We start from the raw sequence: 14,858 nt of genomic DNA, 5'->3' as shown, positions 1-14,858 counted from the left end.
TCTAGGGCTCGCAAATCCAATTGCCGTTCGTATCACCAGTGTTCCCGACTCAAGTACTGCGTCTGGCCAAGAGGCCTAATCAGAAACCGAACCATGAACGATGGTATGATGAGGCTTGTCATGTTGAGAATTCTCCAGACGACATTGCTTGAGCAGCACGGTGTGGCAAACCCAACCCGATCTCTTCGAAATCTTGCCTGGGCCACATCTGGTCTGTTGAATTGTCAGAGAGAAAGAAAAGTCTCTCCAGCGAAAGGATTTTTTTGTTCCATAATCGGCTGGAACCCGCAGATGAACCTAAGGCCGCCAATCGCAATTCGTGCGATAGTGCTCACCATTCTCATCGCCTTTGGATCGATCATGTTTGGCGAACGGCAGGCGAACGCGCAGGACATTCCGCCCACGTCACCCTGTACGCCGGGTATCGGTCAGACGCCTGCCGGATGGACGGACGGGGAAGGCAGTCCGGATTGTTCAACGCCTGAGGAGTGGGGCGCAACCTATGCCTGGGATGACGCGCCACTGCCGGCCGTTCCAACAGGTGATACGACGTTCCTCTCCATGATCGGCGGACCAGACTATTACGAATCCATCCTCACCACGATGAACGGGCTTGTACCTGGCCGTACATATCGAATTCCGTTCTATGCCATTGGACGCGCATCGGCTGCCGGCAACCGCCCAAGTGCCTGTGAAGGGCTCAAGCTGACGACAAGCGGCGCCAATGAAACAATCATGTTTCCCGATACGACTGCTTGGGAACAGTCTGTTTTTGTTTTCACTGCCGTGTCGAGCTCGCAAACTCTTGAAGTTGCCGCAGAGGGGACCTCCAACTGCCTGATCAGTTTCGCGTTGGGAGCGGAGGTCATTGAGATTATCAAAACGGTTTCGGAGGGTGATAAAGCTGGCGATGTCCTGACCTTCACGATGACTGTAGAGAACCAAGGTATCGGTTCATTGACCGGCGTTGCGATCAGCGAAGAGAACCTGGTGCGCGCTGACGGTACGCCCCTGACGGCTGACAGCGGTCCGACATTCGTATCCGCTTCATCCGGTTCCTCCGAGGGCACGCTGGTTGAGGGGGAGACGGCCACTTACACGCTGACCTACACACTCACACAAGAGGACATTGATGCGGGTGGATTGTCCAATCAGGCGACCGCAGAAGGGACGGATGAGAACGGCAATCTTTTCAACGATATTTCCAGTGATACGGCAGGCGTAGACGAGAACCCTACCAGCGCAATGTTCCCACCCAATCCCGACTACGATTTTGTCAAGAAGGGGGAGTTGGAAGATGCCAACGGCAATGGACTGGCGGATGCAGGGGAACTGATCAACTACACTTTCAGCGTTGAAAATACTGGCAACGTGACGCTCACGGACATTGTCGTTGAGGATGACAAAATCGCGGTCTCCAACAGTCCGATTGCCTCGCTGCTCCCAGGGGAAAGCAAAACCGATTTGACTGGGGCCTACGAGATCAAACAGGAGGATATCGACAATGGGTTCGTCGAAAATCTGGGCACAGCAACCGCTAAGGATCCGCAGGGCAAAGATATCGAGCGACTGTCCCGGTCGGTTGAAGGGGTTGCTGGTGAGCCAACAACGATCAATTTTGAAACACTTACCAGGCTTGAAGTTGACCTGATTGATGAATGGAACGACACAAACGGGAACGGCTTTCCCGATCCAGGTGAGCCGATCGTTTACACCTTCGTAGCGCGCAACACCGGTAACGTCACGATAGACAACATCACCATCTCCTCATTGCAGATCGGGCCCGACACATCGGGACCTCCACCTTCGGTACCCGTTCCCAGCGGAAGCCTCTCGAGTTTTGCACCGGGCAGCGAGGACAGGACGACATTTCAAACGACCTACGAGCTCACTCAGGCCGATATCGACGCTGGCGGGATCGTCGCGACCGCCACCGCGGATGGCATTGCACCCAACGATACGCCGGTCTCCGACATATCTGATGATCCAGATGAGACAGCTGACGTTGATTTGGAAGGAGACGGGGAGCCTGACGATGCAACCGCGACGCCGTTGCCGCAAAATATCTCCCTAGCGCTGGAAAAACATGGTGAGCTTCAGTCCACCGACGAAGAGTTTGCCGAGCCGGGAGATACCATTCTTTATACGTTCAAGGTGACAAACGACGGCAATGTAACTGCCACAGATGTAGTTCCATCCGATCCCGGACCTCGGTTCAACGGACAGCCAGGCAGCGGTAAACTGTCGTCATTCACTCCGGCTGTTGGGGAATTGGGTGCAGGGGAGAGTATCACCTTCGAGGCGACGTATACGATGACACAAAGTGACATCGACGAAGCGCAGGGTATCGAAGGGGGCATAAAGAACACTGCGACTGCGAGAGGTAAAGGTCCTGCGGGACAGGAGGTGATCTCACCCGAGGAGGAAGCTGTTGTTGATCTGCCTGGTTATGCCATCACCAAGGTGACCCCGATGGCAGAAGTGGTACGCGGTGGTCGTGTTCCTTACACGATCCGCGTAAAGTCACTTGGCCTCTCGACAGACAGTACCATCACTGTCATCGACATGACGCCCCCGGGTCTGACATTTGTACGCGGGTCTGCTTTGTTGAACGGCAGTTCTGTCACACCCGTAGCGGAAGGACGGAAGCTAACATTCAAGGATGTTGCCCTTACTGCCGAAGGAGAGGTCCTGATCGATCTCGAACTGGGCGTGACCGCCGCTGCCAAGCCTGGCGAATATGTGAACAAGGCTTGGGTGGAGGATCTTTCCGGAGAAGTCATCTCACGAGTTGCAGAAGCAACCGTTGAGGTGGTGGTGGAAGCTGTTTTCGATTGTGGTGACATTCTCGGGAAGGTCTTCGACGACCGTAACCGCAATGGATACCAAGATGCCGGGGAGCCGGGCTTGCCTGGTGTGCGGATCGCCACGGTCAAAGGGCTGCTGCTCACGGCAGACGATCACGGGCGTTTCCATGTCGCCTGCGCGGATTTGCCCGATCAGCGGATCGGGACCAATTACATCATGAAGCTCGATCCGCGCTCGCTTCCATCCGGGTACCGCCTCACGACGGAAAATCCACGTGTGGTTCGCCTCACTGCGGGTAAGGCATCGGAGTTCATGTTTGGTGCCTCAATCGGACGTGTGGTTCGGCTGGATCTGGCGGATGCGGCCTTCGTCCGGGGGGCACATGACCTGATGACGGAGTGGCGGCACCAGGTTTCACAGCTCATCAACCTTCTGGAAAAAGAACCTTCGATACTCCGTCTCGTCTATGCGGAAGGAGGCGAAGGAAGACGACTTGCAAACAGGCGTGTGCGTGCGTTGCGCAGATTGATTGCGAACGAATGGCGCGATGTCGGTCGTCGTTATCAGCTGGAAATCGAAACGCGTGTGCAGAGCGCGGCCCCGCGCGATGCGAGATCCGCCAGGAATGCAGTCTACAAATAGACCCTTTATGAACACCCGGGCAATTGCTCCGGGTGTTCGTCGTCTCCGTTTATGCCGTGCTCAGTCGCGAAGAACGATGCGGTCGCCCCGCAGATCGAAGCCATTCAATGTGTTTATAAAGCTCATGCCGAGCAGGCTTTGATCAAGGCGTCCCGGTTGTGCGACGTAAATCGGAAGGTCATTGCGCGAAATGGCTCCTACATTGACCGTATCAGCTCTTGCCCGGGCGACAAGTGTGGTGCCATTTGCTGTTGCCACCGGTACTACGAAGCGCAATCCCTCAGGTTCGAAACCTGCTGCGCGTGCATCTTCATCCGACAAAACGATGCTGCTGGCGCCCGTGTCGATCAGCATTCGAAGATTGGTGCCATTCACGTCTGCGATAACCTCGAATTGGCCGCTAGAGGATCGCTCAACGATCACATTGATTTGGCCGTCCTTACTGACAGTGGTCATTGGGCTGCCGGGTATCAGGCCAGCCGTTACGCGACTGGCAATATCCTGAAGTTCATAACGGTACTGATAGGCGGCCACCAATGCCAGAAGCAGAAAAACCCAGAAGGCAAGGGTTCTTGCAACGTCTCCGATCCTCAGTCCTGATCCCAAGAAGCCCACGATAAGGACGGCTGCCCAGAGGCCTAGATACAGGGTGGCGGCGAAGGCCGAGTTTTCGAGCCCAAACACCCGGCCAGAATCGTGATTGGCAATCAGCAGGATCAAGCCTCCGCCAAGCGCCGACATCAATAACCAGAACAGGCGCATGGCTCCTATTGCCCCTCCATTCGTTGGCGCGCAATGCGCGCGCGCCGGGTTTCGCGGCGCGGTCTACGTTCCACCTGTTCCAGGCGCGCAGGAAGTTGGTTCATTACCGTCTCGCGCTGCTGGGACGTCATGGAGAGCCAATTCGCGATTTCAGCGCGTGTGCGTCCGCAACCGAAGCAGAATCCGGAGTTCACATCGATCGAGCAAACGAGGATGCACGGGGTTTTGATCTCGACCATCATCTTTCCATCATTTCCAGAAGACATGGGGCATCGCGCCCCTCGACGCAAGCGGTCTGTCTACCATTGCGCTCGGCGCGCTTGGTGGCTATCTCGTTTCCGACACCAAACGGGAACCAGCTCAATGTCCTTCTCCGGAATGCCTTTCGATGACGTCCGCTCCCTGCTTTCCCAATTGAATGCACCCGACGAGGCCGCTGCAGAGGGGATGGCAAAAGCATTCCACCGGGCGGGTTACAGCGGCGGGAAACTGGGGCGACTGTACGAGATTGGAGTCTGGCTCGCTCGCACCCGCGGCGCTGTCCCACCTTTGATCGGCAAATCCGGTGTTGCGCTCTATGCCGCGACTCATGGTTTCGATGAGGCGGGTCTTGCCGAGCAACGGGCGCAGGTGGATGCTGTCGCGGCGGGGGCTGCGGCGGTATCGCATTTGTGCGTGGCCAATGACCTGTCTCTCAATGTCTTTGATCTGGCGCTCGATTTGCCCTCCAATGACATGCGCACGGATGCCTCCCTGGATGAGCGAGCCTGTGCTGCTACGATTGCATTCGGCATGGAAGGCACCGCTGAGGGGGTTGATTTGCTCTGTGTGGGAGCGTTGGGCGCTCAGGCGAGGCTTGCAGCAAGCGCAATGCTTCTTGCCCTTCTCAAAGGCGAATTGGATCAGTTCAGCCAGTCTGAGCGGGCGGTCATCTCTGAAGCGCTTGCTTTCCACGCCGATCACCTGGCGGATCCACTGGAAGTGCTCCGGCGATTTGGAGGGCGGGATATGGCCGCGCTTACGGGAGCCATCCTTGCGGCCCGTGCACAAAACATCCCCGTTGTTCTTGATGGTTTGCCGGCTCTGGCTGCGGCTGCGGTGCTTTACAAGTCAGCGCCGCACTCGATTTCTCATTGCGTTCTCGCGAGTTGCCATGGTCCGTTTGAGAAGTGGGTGGCCGCGGAGCTCTCGCTTCAACCCTTGCTTGGGCTGCAGTTTGCAGGGGAGGCGGGGTGTGCGGGGGCTGTGGCGGCCGATATTGTCAAGTCGGCGGCAGCACTCGCGGGTGGGGTTGCAGAGGTCGCGAGGCGCTTGGGTTAGGTGAAGCATTCCCGCGGAACGGTCCCTTCAAGCGTTACCTCGTGATGCTTGCTTGTGCTCGGTTGGAACAGCGGGGAGTTCCTCCATCACACGCGAGCGGGGAAAGGCCACGATGGCGTCGGTGCCTGAGCGCAATCTCGAGTTGAGCTCGAAAACACCGTTGTGCAAGGCTGCCAACCCCTGCACGATGGGCAGACCAAGGCCTGTGCCCTGTTCCGCACTCTTGATGGCTATGGACCCCTGGCCAAATGCGGAGAGGACGACGGCCAATTCGTCTTCCGGGATGCCCGGGCCGTTGTCCTTTATGGCGATGTATTGACCGCCACCCGCCGTCCACCCGACCCGGATGTGGACAGAACTACCGGTCGGACTGAACTTGATGGCGTTTGACAGAAGATTGAGGGTGATTTGGCGAACCGCACGTTCGTCGGCGAAAAGTCTCAATAGAGTGGGCTCAACGTCAACCCTGAAGGAAATGTCTTTGCTACGCGCTTTCATCTCCATCAGGCGGCAGCAATCCTCCGCAATCGCGCCGAGGGACAACGGCTCTTCGTTGAGCCGATAGCGACCGGCCTCTATGCGCGAAAGATCAAGTATCTCGTTTATCAGGCTGAGAAGATGCTTTCCGGACGTGTGAATATCGTTCGCATAGTCGCGATAGGTGGTGTTTTCGAGCGGTCCCAGAACCTGGTTGGCCATGACTTCTGAAAACCCCAGAATGGCATTGAGCGGTGTTCGGAGCTCATGGCTCATGGATGCGAGAAAACGCGATTTTGCCAGATTGGCTTCCTCAGCGCGCCGGCGCGCTTCATCTGACATGGATTTGGCTGTTTCAAGTTCGCCTATCAGCGCGTTCTTTTCACTCTGGAAAGAAAGGAGCCTCAATGCCGCGCGGTTTCGATGGTGTGCAACGTAGGCCAGGAAAGGGAGCGCGGCTGCGAGGACCAAACACATCATCAGCGAACCTGTCGTCGGAGCATTGCTGACCGTGAAGGCGAACATGCAGATCGGCAGCGCAAACGCGGCTACCAGTGCGCCGCTTAGGGTTGCCGTCACGATCGCTGTCCCGGCGATCACAAGAAGGAGTAGCGCCCCCTGCATGATCTGCGGTTCGGAGAAGGTGCTGGCTGGAAGAGGCAGATATGCGAAATACGCCCATCCAACGCCGCTGGTGAAATGGGCGGCAAAAAGCCAGTGCCGCATTCGCGTGACCTCAATCTCGTTTTCCGGCATCCGTTCCAGACGACGGGCGAGGAGGAAGAGCGGTACATAACCGAGAAGTGTGGTTAAGGCCCACAGACATGTGATTTTCAGGTCAACCCCAAGATAAATCCCGCCGAGGCTCATCGTCAGAATGAGCAAAGCCGGTTTGACGGCGTTCGAGAGAATGTCTCGCGCGTGCAGTTTCAGCATGTCGCGGTTGAAATCGGGAGGTCCGAGGCTTTGCGAAAGCCGGTCGCGCGTACGGCGCACGGCAAGCCCCACATTGCTGTTGCGATGCGGCTTGGTGCGGTCCACAATGAACTTGTCGGCGAACTTGTCAGCCGATTTTGACGCTTCCGCCACCATAACCCGTTTTTGAATTCCCGCTATTCACTGCTCAACTTATTCGTGAATGATTAAGAGACCCTTCAAAACATGAGAGGCCGACGAAACAGACGGACCCGCGGCCGCAGATCAATTCGCTTTATGGATATCCTGCTGACACTGTTGTTGTTGGGGGGAATTGCGCTCTTGGTCGACAGGGTGCAACGCCTTGGCGGACAGACACTGAGAGGTGACGTGATCGTGCATGATGGCGATACGCTGACGCTCGCGGGCGAGCGCATTCGCCTTGAAGGCATTGATGCGCCGGAGTTTCAGCAACGGTGCACCAGCAACGGGAAGGATTATGCTTGCGGGCGTGAGGCGCTTCGGGCCTTGCGTCGACTGGTGGCTGGTGGGGAGGTCACCTGCGAAGGCTATCAGCGTGATCGCTATGATCGGCTGCTCGCACGCTGTAGGGTTCACGATACCGATCTGGGTGAAGCGCTCGTTGCGGCAGGCTGGGCATTGGCCTATGGCGATTATGATGCGGTGGAAGCGGAGGCGCGCCGGGCCCAGCGTGGCATATGGGCGGGCAGTTTCGAGGCGCCGCGCGACTGGCGTGAGGAACATCAGGGAGAGCCGCGTCCCGGCGACGGTGATTTGCTGAGGCGCCTTTGGGAGTGGCTTATGGGCTGGTTTTCAGGTGAGGGTAGCGGAACATGAAGCTCTATGATGGTGGCCGGGCACCCAACCCGAGGCGTGTACGGATATTTCTGGCAGAGAAGGCAATTGAAGTGCCGATCGAGCCGGTGGACATGGGCGCCATGGGGCACAAGTCTGAAACGCTCACTCGTCTCAACCCGCTGCAGCGTCTGCCTGTTCTGGAGTTGGACGACGGGACCGTTTTGACGGAAACGGTTGCCATATGCCGCTATTTCGAGGAGCTCTACCCTGAACCTGCGCTTTTCGGCAGGGGTGCGCTCGGCGTCGCCACGGTTGAAATGTGGCAGCGACGCGTTGAAATGCATCTGTTTTATCCCATTGCGCAAGCCTTCCGGCACCTGCATCCGGCCATGAAGGATTGGGAGGTGCCGCAGGTTGCGGAATGGGGGGAAGCAAACAAACCCAAGGCCCTGGAGTTTCTTGCTTATCTCGATAAGGCGCTGGCTGATCGTCCATTTATCGCGGGGGAAGCTTATTCGATCGCCGATATTACCGGGCTGGTGAGTATCGATTTCATGAAGCTTGCACGCCTGTCAGTCCCCGATGGGCTGGATCATTTGATGCGTTGGTATCACACCGTCGCCGGCCGCCCGAGCGCGAAGGCCTGAGAGACCCGGCGTGCAGAAGCCGCAGCTCGAACCATTGCTGGCGCGAATTCGCAGTTGTCGGATTTGCGTCGAGAACCCGATGGGCGCCCCTTTGCCGCATGAGCCCCGTCCGGTTGTTGTGGGATCGGACACAGCTCGCATCCTCATTGCCGGCCAGGCACCGGGGACGCGGGTTCACGCCTCTGGATTGCCGTTTGATGATCGGTCCGGAGATCGCTTGCGAGATTGGCTTCAGGTGGATCGATCTCAATTTTATGACCCGGCATGCTTTGCCATCGCGCCGATGGGATTTTGCTTCCCGGGTCTTGATGCCAAAGGCGGGGATTTGCCACCCCGTCGCGAGTGCGCACCCGCATGGCGGGCGCAACTGATGGCAGCAATGCCACAGATCGAACTTGTTCTCGTCATCGGGCAGTATGCACAGGCCTGGCACCTTGGCTCTGAGAAATCCAGAACCCTCACCGAGACCGTGCTTGACTGGCGTCGACTGATGGCACTCGACCTCAGCCCCCGCGTTTTGCCGCTGCCGCATCCCTCATGGCGCAACACAGGCTGGCTGAAAAAGAATCCCTGGTTTGAACACGAGTTATTGCCCGTCCTGCGTGAGGAAATTCATCGGCTTCTGTCTGAGAAATGAGGATTATTCGGTCGCGTATTGGTCAATACAGGCAAAAAATTTCTTGTTGCTGGCGCGATCTCTTGTCATTTTAGGAAATCATTTTCTCTGGAGCTGATTATGGACCGCCTTGATCGCAAGATCCTGCGTTTGTTGCAGGAAAATTCAACCCTTGCCGTAGCCGATGTGGCAAAAAAGGTCGGGCTCTCCACCACGCCGTGCTGGAGGCGTATCCAGAAGCTGGAAGAAGAAGGCGTCATTCGCCGGCGCGTCGCGGTGCTTGATCCGGAAAAGGTCAATGCCCGGGTGAACGTTTTCGTGTCCATCCGCACCAACATGCACAGCCACGAATGGTTGAAGCGTTTCTCCGAGGTGATCCAGCAGTTCCCGGAAGTGGTCGAGTTTTACCGGATGAGCGGCGAGGTGGACTACCTGCTTCGTGTCGTGGTGCCGGACATCGCCGCCTATGACGCGTTTTACAAGAAGCTGATCGCGAAGATCGAAATCCGGGATGTTTCATCCACATTCGCCATGGAACAGATCAAATACACGACCGAATTGCCACTCGACTATCTTGTCCTGGACAAGGATTCGGGTGGCGGCAATGGCGGCTGAGCGGGCTATTCGTCGTCGTTTATGACACGATGCCAGGGATTGGCGGGGAAAGATGTTAGCGGTGCCGGCGAACTCTTGTTTGGAGTGACCGTAGCATGCCGCATCGTGTAGGCCGACTCTATAATCGCTGGGCCGTCGAGAATGAAAAGCTGGGTTTTTTCACGTCCGGACTGGAGAGAGCCGGTTATTGTCACCGGCTCGTAGTTGTAGCTTAACCGGTATGGGGACGACGGAACGACCCGGACGATCTGATCGGGAGGTGGTTGCTGCATGTGGCTGCAGGCACCATGGCGCGCCACCAGGATAAAGGAATAGACAAGCTCACCTTCCAGGTCGGCAGGCAGGAGAAAGCCGGAGAGGCTGACGGCCTGTTCGTCGAGATCGGCCGGGCGAGCGTTTTGTTCGTCCACAGGGGCAGGCGAGACGAGATCGCTCCAGGAGAGAGCCCGAATACCGCCGGCCAGGTCAGGGCGTTCGGTGCCGGCAGCAGCAGGTGCGATACAGACCGACGCGGGCAAAGCGGCAAGAACTGCTGCAAGACATGCCACGCGCCGGCGGGTCATCGTGGACTCCTATTTCGCAAGTCGGGCGAGCAGGGACGATGTATCCCAGCGATTTCCGCCCATTTTCTGTACATCCTTGTAAAATTGATCCACCAGCGCGGTGACGGGCAGGCTGGCGCCGTTGCGATCAGCCTCTGCAAGGCAAATGCCGAGATCCTTGCGCATCCAGTCAACCGCGAAGCCGAAGTCGTATTTCCCTTCACTCATCGTCTTGTGACGGTTCTCCATCTGCCAGGAGCCAGCCGCTCCCTTGGAGATGACGTCGACGACTTTCTCGATATCGAGTCCGGCTTTCTGGCCAAAGTGAATGCCCTCGGCAAGCCCTTGCACCAGCCCGGCGATACAGATCTGGTTGATCATTTTCGTCAGTTGTCCTGCGCCGGCCGGGCCCATCAGGCCTACCATCCGTGCAAAGGATTCGATCACCGGTTTGGCCTTCTGGAAAACGACTTCCTCGCCGCCGCACATCACGGTCAAAACACCGTTTTCCGCCCCGGCCTGTCCGCCGGACACGGGAGCGTCGATGAAAGCGAAGCCACGCCTCTCGGCCTCTTCAGCGAGCTCGCGCGCAACCTCTGCAGACGCCGTGGTGTTGTCGATGAAGACCGCACCCTTCTTCATGCTCTGGAAAGCTCCGTCCTCGCCGAGTGTCACCGAGCGAAGATCGTCGTCATTGCCCACACAGGCGAAAACGAAATCCTTGTCGATCGCTGCTTCCCGCGGTGTCGGCGCGTGAGCGCCGCCATGTTCCTTGACCCAGCTCTGTGCCTTCGCTGCAGTGCGATTATAGACCGTGACTTTATGACCGCCCTTGTTCTGAAGATGTGCGGCCATCGGATATCCCATGACTCCGAGCCCAATGAATGCGACGTCCGCCATTTCGAAACCTTCTCCCTGATATGCGTGTTGTGCGCCTCAGCGCTTCAGATGTTTGGTAATTCGACGCTCGATCCAATCAACGGCGTTGCGGAGGATCTCGACGAGGCCAAGATAGATGATGGCCGCCCAGATGTAAGTCTGGAAGTCGAAGGTGCGTGCATAGGCGCGGCGTGTCTCACCCATCAGGTCATAGACCGTGATGATGGCGACGATGGCGGACCCCTTGATCATCAGTATGATCTCATTGCCATAGGGCCTGAGCGCGACAATGAGTGCTTGCGGGAGGATGATCTTTCGCGCGGTCTGAAATCTGGACAGGCCCATTGCAGCCGCCGCTTCCCATTGCCCCTTGCCGACGCTCTCGATGGCGCCACGCAGAATTTCCGCCTGGTAGGCGGCGGTATTGAGCGTGAAAGCGAAGACGGCGCAGTACCAGGCCTCTCGGAAGAACGTCCACAGGCCCACAGCCTGAAGTTCCGGTCTGAAAGAACCGAGGCCGTAATAAACCAGGAAGGTTTGGGCAAGCAGCGGCGTTCCACGGAAAAAGTAGACATAGGCGTAGGCGAGGGCGGCAATCAGCTTGCTCTTCGAGGAACGTCCGAGTGCGATGGGCACGGAAAGGAGCGCCCCCAGGAAAACCGAAACGACGACAAGCTGAACGGTGATCCAAAGGCCTGAGAGATAGCGCGGCGCGTAGCGGGTGAAAATGTCCGGGTCCCAGGCGTTGATCATGAACCCCAGAACGGCGAGGCCCAGCGCTGCCCAGATCGTGAGCAGGACCACGCCGATTGTGCGAGCGCGCGTCCAGCCCTTTTTGACGACGGGCGGACGTTCCACCGAGGCTTGTGTTTCGGCACTCATCGCTGGACTCCATGGCGTTTGGTCCAGTTTTCAATTGTGCGCAGGACGATTGAGGAGAGCATGGCCAATACGAGATAGAGCAGACACGCGATCCCGAAAAACAGGAAAGCCTCCTTGGTGACGCGCGCGGCAATGCCCGTCTGGCGCAGGATGTCGGCGAGGCCGATCACGGATACGAGCGCGGTGTCTTTCAAAAGAATCAGCCAGAGATTTGAAAGGCCAGGCAAGGCAAGCCGTATCAGCTGAGGCAGGATGATGAGGCGCATGGTCTGCGCGTTTGAAAGACCGATTGCGTGACCGCCTTCGTACTGGCCTTCTGGAATAGCGCGAAAGGCGGCCAGAAACACTTCACTTGCATAGGAGGAGAACACGGCGCCGAGCGCGATCATGCCTGCTACAAAAGCGTTGATCTCCACACTCGCGCCGGGATTCACGAGCCGCACGATCTGCTGAAGGCCTATCTGCGCGCCGTAGAAAACAAGAAAGAGAGTCAAAAGCTCAGGCAGTCCACGGAAGATCGTCGTATAGATGTTGGCCGCAAGACGTAAGGTCTTGTCGCTCGAGCGCTTCCCCAACGCAACGAAAAAACCGATTGCCAATCCCAGCGGTAACGTGGCCAGCGCCAGAGAAACCGTTAGAAGCACGCCCTTGGCGATATCATCGCCCCAGCCTTCCGGCCCAAAACTCAAAAGGGTCCAGACCCTTTCCATCTCCCAAAACCCCTGTCCGAACCGCCTGATCCGGCCTTTGACGCCAACTGGCGATTTTTCTCGTTCGGGCTCTTTTACCGGAGCCGCATGCAACACAGGCGGCCGCACTTCCGAAGGCGGCCGCCTGTGACAGTATCATCAGGACATAACGACGCTCAGTCGCCGTAAGCGTCGAACGTGAAATACTTGTCGTTGATTTCCTTGTATTTTCCATTCTCGCGAATGGCTGTGATCGCAGCGTTCAGCTTTTCGCGAAGCTCGTCCTCTCCCTGCCGCACAGCAATGCCGATCCCGGGGCCGTAAATGTCCTCGCGCGGGGTGAGTGTGCCCAGAACCTTGCAGCAGGCGCCATCGTCACTGTCGAGAAATTCCTGCAGCACGATGATATCGTCGATGACCGCATCAAGCCGCCCATTGACCATGTCGAGCTTGTATTCCTCCGCGGTCGGATAGACCTTCACGTCACTGTCGGTAAAGGTGGTTTCGGCGAAGTTCGCGTGGGTGGTCGAGCCCTGCGCACCGATAACCTTGCCGGCGAGATCTTCCGGTGTGGTACCGGCAATATCCGACTCCTTGGGCACGACCAGCGCGGGTGGCGTGTTGTAATACTTGTTGGTGAAGTCGACCTGCTTCTTGCGCTCTTCGGTGATCGACATGGAGGCCACGATGGCGTCGAACTTGCCCGCCTGCAACGCGGGAATAATACCGTCCCAGTCCTGCGTGACGAACTCGCATTCAGCCTTCATCTCTTCGCAAAGCGCTTTGGCGATATCGATATCAAACCCTTCAAGAGAGCCGTCTGCGGTCAGGTTGTTGAAGGGGGGATAGGCACCTTCAGTGCCTATCTTGAGCTTCATCATGTCCTGGGCACGAGCCGAGCCCACTGCCAGAGCCAAAGCTGCCGCAGGCAGTGCAAGCGCGATACGCCTTGAAATACGCATTCTGGTTCCTCTCAATCTTATTATCTGCCGCTTCCGGCTTCCTGCCGGGCGGAACATGAAGCCGGATATTCCCACCGATCCGATTCAAATTGCAACCTTAAAGGTGACTGGTCCCATGCAATGAAGAGAGGGGGCGTTCCCCTAGCGCGCCTTTCGGCCGATGCCAGTGTGGCTAATAACAAAATCGGCGATCTGCTCCACCTCTCCGAGATCAAACCGTGGCAGATCCCCGGTATCTGTCTCGTGGTCTCCGGCAACAGCGACGATGGTTGGGTCGTCTGGTGCCAGGAAGGTCAGATCGGGCGCTTCCCGCCGCCGGCATTCCAACTTGGGATGATTTTCGCGTTTAAAACCTTCGATCAGGACGAGATCGCACGGGGAGAGACGCGCGAGCATTTCGGCCAGGCTCGGCTCTTCTGCGCCCTTCAGTTCATGAATGATCGCCCAGCGGTTTTTGGAGACGATCGCCACCTCCGAAGCCCCGGCGCTCCGGTGGCGGTGGGAGTCTGTGCCTTCATGGTCGATGTCGAACGCATGGTGTGCGTGTTTCAGCGTGGCGATCCGGAAACCGCGCTTCGTCAATTCCCTCACAAGCGCCGCTGTCAGGGTGGTTTTTCCGGAATTCTTCCAGCCTACAATGCCAAAAACCGCCTGTGTCACATTGCTTCCCTTTGGTGCCTTTCACGCGCTATCTGGAGATCTTCGGGCGTGTTGATATTGAAAAACGGATCGGCTTCGGGACTGCAAGGAAAGTCCACGAGAGCCGCGTTGTGTCGTTCGCAGGCATAGGCGCGAAGGCGACGGGTGCCGCCACTGGCAAGATGGCGGGCAAGGTCATCGACGAGGTGTTGAGGCCAGAGAGCGAAGACCGGATGAAGTGTGCCGTTGCTGCATGCCATTGCAGGCCCACCTGAAACACGAGCCGCTTCCATCAGGCGCGCAACAAGGTCTGCAGGAAGAAAAGGCGTGTCTGCTGCAGCGGTCACGATATGTGAAGGCTTGGGAGCGTTCGTTTTCGCCCATTCAAGGCCCGCCAAAACGCCACCCAACGGACCCATAGGTTCGGGGAGGGGATCGGCAATCACCTCAAGCCCCAGCGGGGCGAACCTCTGCGGGTCGCCGTTGGCGTTGAGCACCATGCGGTCGACCTGAGGTGAAAGCCGCTCCATTACCGTTTCGATGATGGTTTTGGCGTTGAGACGCAGCAGTCCCTTGTCGCCGCCACCCATGCGCTGCGCCGTTCCACCGGCAAGGATTACTCCAGCAACGCCCAAGCTCATCAT

General features: G+C 57.6%; 16 protein-coding genes. 6 read left to right on the top strand and 10 right to left on the bottom strand.

Going from position 1 to position 14,858, the window contains the following annotated elements; translation table 11 throughout:
• Positions 1-93: 93 nt before the first annotated feature.
• A complete protein-coding gene (locus AC2CHD_RS03280; protein ID WP_484552566.1) occupies positions 94-3,450 on the top strand; it encodes a DUF7507 domain-containing protein in 3,357 nt (1,118 codons plus the stop codon).
• Between the two features lie 60 nt (positions 3,451-3,510).
• Here the strand turns inward: AC2CHD_RS03280 and AC2CHD_RS03275 are convergent, their stop codons facing one another.
• Positions 3,511-4,212: a retropepsin-like aspartic protease family protein gene (locus AC2CHD_RS03275; protein ID WP_484552565.1), complete on the bottom strand. Its 702-nt coding sequence runs from the start codon at positions 4,210-4,212 to the stop codon at positions 3,511-3,513.
• A 5-nt stretch (positions 4,213-4,217) separates the two neighbouring features.
• The gene (locus AC2CHD_RS03270) at positions 4,218-4,451 is read right to left on the bottom strand and encodes a DUF1289 domain-containing protein (protein WP_484553200.1); all 234 of its coding nucleotides are present in this window, start codon (positions 4,449-4,451) and stop codon (positions 4,218-4,220) included.
• A 124-nt stretch (positions 4,452-4,575) separates the two neighbouring features.
• Here AC2CHD_RS03270 and AC2CHD_RS03265 point away from each other — a divergent pair, with 124 nt between their 5' ends.
• Positions 4,576-5,532: a nicotinate-nucleotide--dimethylbenzimidazole phosphoribosyltransferase gene (locus AC2CHD_RS03265; RefSeq protein ID WP_484552564.1), complete on the top strand. Its 957-nt coding sequence runs from the start codon at positions 4,576-4,578 to the stop codon at positions 5,530-5,532.
• Between the two features lie 27 nt (positions 5,533-5,559).
• Here AC2CHD_RS03265 and AC2CHD_RS03260 read toward each other — a convergent pair whose 3' ends face one another.
• Complete coding sequence (locus tag AC2CHD_RS03260; protein ID WP_484552563.1) at positions 5,560-7,101, bottom strand: sensor histidine kinase; 1,542 nt, start codon at positions 7,099-7,101, stop codon at positions 5,560-5,562.
• A gap of 120 nt (positions 7,102-7,221) precedes the next feature.
• Between AC2CHD_RS03260 and AC2CHD_RS03255 the strand changes: the two genes are divergently transcribed.
• The 4 genes from AC2CHD_RS03255 (at position 7,222) to AC2CHD_RS03240 (ending at position 9,621) form a co-directional block, all read left to right on the top strand.
• Positions 7,222-7,782 carry a thermonuclease family protein gene (locus AC2CHD_RS03255; RefSeq protein ID WP_484552562.1) on the top strand — a complete coding sequence of 187 codons (561 nt, stop codon included), beginning with the start codon at positions 7,222-7,224 and terminating at the stop codon, positions 7,780-7,782.
• Complete coding sequence (locus AC2CHD_RS03250; protein ID WP_229449101.1) at positions 7,779-8,390, top strand: glutathione S-transferase; 612 nt, start codon at positions 7,779-7,781, stop codon at positions 8,388-8,390. Before AC2CHD_RS03255 ends, AC2CHD_RS03250 begins: the two co-directional genes overlap by 4 nt.
• Positions 8,391-8,469: 79 nt before the next feature.
• Positions 8,470-9,027 carry a uracil-DNA glycosylase family protein gene (locus AC2CHD_RS03245; RefSeq protein WP_484553199.1) on the top strand — a complete coding sequence of 186 codons (558 nt, stop codon included), beginning with the start codon at positions 8,470-8,472 and terminating at the stop codon, positions 9,025-9,027.
• Between the two features lie 99 nt (positions 9,028-9,126).
• Positions 9,127-9,621, top strand: coding sequence for an Lrp/AsnC family transcriptional regulator (locus AC2CHD_RS03240; protein WP_229449103.1), 495 nt, complete (start codon positions 9,127-9,129; stop codon positions 9,619-9,621).
• Between the two features lie 5 nt (positions 9,622-9,626).
• Here AC2CHD_RS03240 and AC2CHD_RS03235 read toward each other — a convergent pair whose 3' ends face one another.
• The 7 genes from AC2CHD_RS03235 to mobA all read right to left on the bottom strand — a co-directional run bounded on the left by AC2CHD_RS03235 (position 9,627) and on the right by mobA (position 14,858).
• Complete coding sequence (locus AC2CHD_RS03235; RefSeq protein ID WP_484552561.1) at positions 9,627-10,184, bottom strand: DUF3299 domain-containing protein; 558 nt, start codon at positions 10,182-10,184, stop codon at positions 9,627-9,629.
• Positions 10,185-10,193: 9 nt separating this feature from the next.
• On the bottom strand, positions 10,194-11,063 hold the full coding sequence (locus AC2CHD_RS03230; protein ID WP_484552560.1) for an NAD(P)-dependent oxidoreductase: 870 nt from the start codon (positions 11,061-11,063) through the stop codon (positions 10,194-10,196).
• Between the two features lie 36 nt (positions 11,064-11,099).
• Positions 11,100-11,924 (bottom strand): ABC transporter permease, encoded by an 825-nt coding sequence (locus AC2CHD_RS03225; RefSeq protein WP_484552559.1) that lies wholly within the window; start codon positions 11,922-11,924, stop codon positions 11,100-11,102.
• Complete coding sequence (locus AC2CHD_RS03220) at positions 11,921-12,634, bottom strand: ABC transporter permease (protein WP_229449107.1); 714 nt, start codon at positions 12,632-12,634, stop codon at positions 11,921-11,923. Before AC2CHD_RS03220 ends, AC2CHD_RS03225 begins: the two co-directional genes overlap by 4 nt.
• Before the next feature lie 155 nt (positions 12,635-12,789).
• Positions 12,790-13,575 (bottom strand): ABC transporter substrate-binding protein, encoded by a 786-nt coding sequence (locus AC2CHD_RS03215; protein ID WP_484552558.1) that lies wholly within the window; start codon positions 13,573-13,575, stop codon positions 12,790-12,792.
• Positions 13,576-13,716: 141 nt separating this feature from the next.
• Complete coding sequence (mobB, locus tag AC2CHD_RS03210; protein WP_484552557.1) at positions 13,717-14,235, bottom strand: molybdopterin-guanine dinucleotide biosynthesis protein B; 519 nt, start codon at positions 14,233-14,235, stop codon at positions 13,717-13,719.
• Positions 14,232-14,858: a molybdenum cofactor guanylyltransferase MobA gene (mobA, locus tag AC2CHD_RS03205; protein WP_484552556.1), complete on the bottom strand. Its 627-nt coding sequence runs from the start codon at positions 14,856-14,858 to the stop codon at positions 14,232-14,234. Before mobA ends, mobB begins: the two co-directional genes overlap by 4 nt.

Source organism: Nitratireductor sp. ATLC21 (genome assembly GCF_057196525.1).
The sequence above is the reverse complement of the archived record's forward strand: the minus strand, read 5'-3'. Positions and strand labels throughout refer to the sequence as shown.

Bases quoted from the DNA above. Each gene is read 5' to 3' on its own strand.
- AC2CHD_RS03280 (WP_484552566.1), top strand. From the start codon at position 94: ATGAACGATGGTATGATGAGGCTTGTCATGTTGAGAATTCTCCAGACG.
- AC2CHD_RS03275 (WP_484552565.1), bottom strand. From the start codon at position 4,212: ATGCGCCTGTTCTGGTTATTGATGTCGGCGCTTGGCGGAGGCTTGATC.
- AC2CHD_RS03270 (WP_484553200.1), bottom strand. From the start codon at position 4,451: ATGGTCGAGATCAAAACCCCGTGCATCCTCGTTTGCTCGATCGATGTG.
- AC2CHD_RS03265 (WP_484552564.1), top strand. From the start codon at position 4,576: ATGTCCTTCTCCGGAATGCCTTTCGATGACGTCCGCTCCCTGCTTTCC.
- AC2CHD_RS03260 (WP_484552563.1), bottom strand. From the start codon at position 7,101: ATGGTGGCGGAAGCGTCAAAATCGGCTGACAAGTTCGCCGACAAGTTC.
- AC2CHD_RS03255 (WP_484552562.1), top strand. From the start codon at position 7,222: ATGGATATCCTGCTGACACTGTTGTTGTTGGGGGGAATTGCGCTCTTG.
- AC2CHD_RS03250 (WP_229449101.1), top strand. From the start codon at position 7,779: ATGAAGCTCTATGATGGTGGCCGGGCACCCAACCCGAGGCGTGTACGG.
- AC2CHD_RS03245 (WP_484553199.1), top strand. From the start codon at position 8,470: ATGGGCGCCCCTTTGCCGCATGAGCCCCGTCCGGTTGTTGTGGGATCG.
- AC2CHD_RS03240 (WP_229449103.1), top strand. From the start codon at position 9,127: ATGGACCGCCTTGATCGCAAGATCCTGCGTTTGTTGCAGGAAAATTCA.
- AC2CHD_RS03235 (WP_484552561.1), bottom strand. From the start codon at position 10,184: ATGACCCGCCGGCGCGTGGCATGTCTTGCAGCAGTTCTTGCCGCTTTG.
- AC2CHD_RS03230 (WP_484552560.1), bottom strand. From the start codon at position 11,063: ATGGCGGACGTCGCATTCATTGGGCTCGGAGTCATGGGATATCCGATG.
- AC2CHD_RS03225 (WP_484552559.1), bottom strand. From the start codon at position 11,924: ATGAGTGCCGAAACACAAGCCTCGGTGGAACGTCCGCCCGTCGTCAAA.
- AC2CHD_RS03220 (WP_229449107.1), bottom strand. From the start codon at position 12,634: ATGGAAAGGGTCTGGACCCTTTTGAGTTTTGGGCCGGAAGGCTGGGGC.
- AC2CHD_RS03215 (WP_484552558.1), bottom strand. From the start codon at position 13,575: ATGCGTATTTCAAGGCGTATCGCGCTTGCACTGCCTGCGGCAGCTTTG.
- mobA (WP_484552556.1), bottom strand. From the start codon at position 14,858: ATGATGAGCTTGGGCGTTGCTGGAGTAATCCTTGCCGGTGGAACGGCG.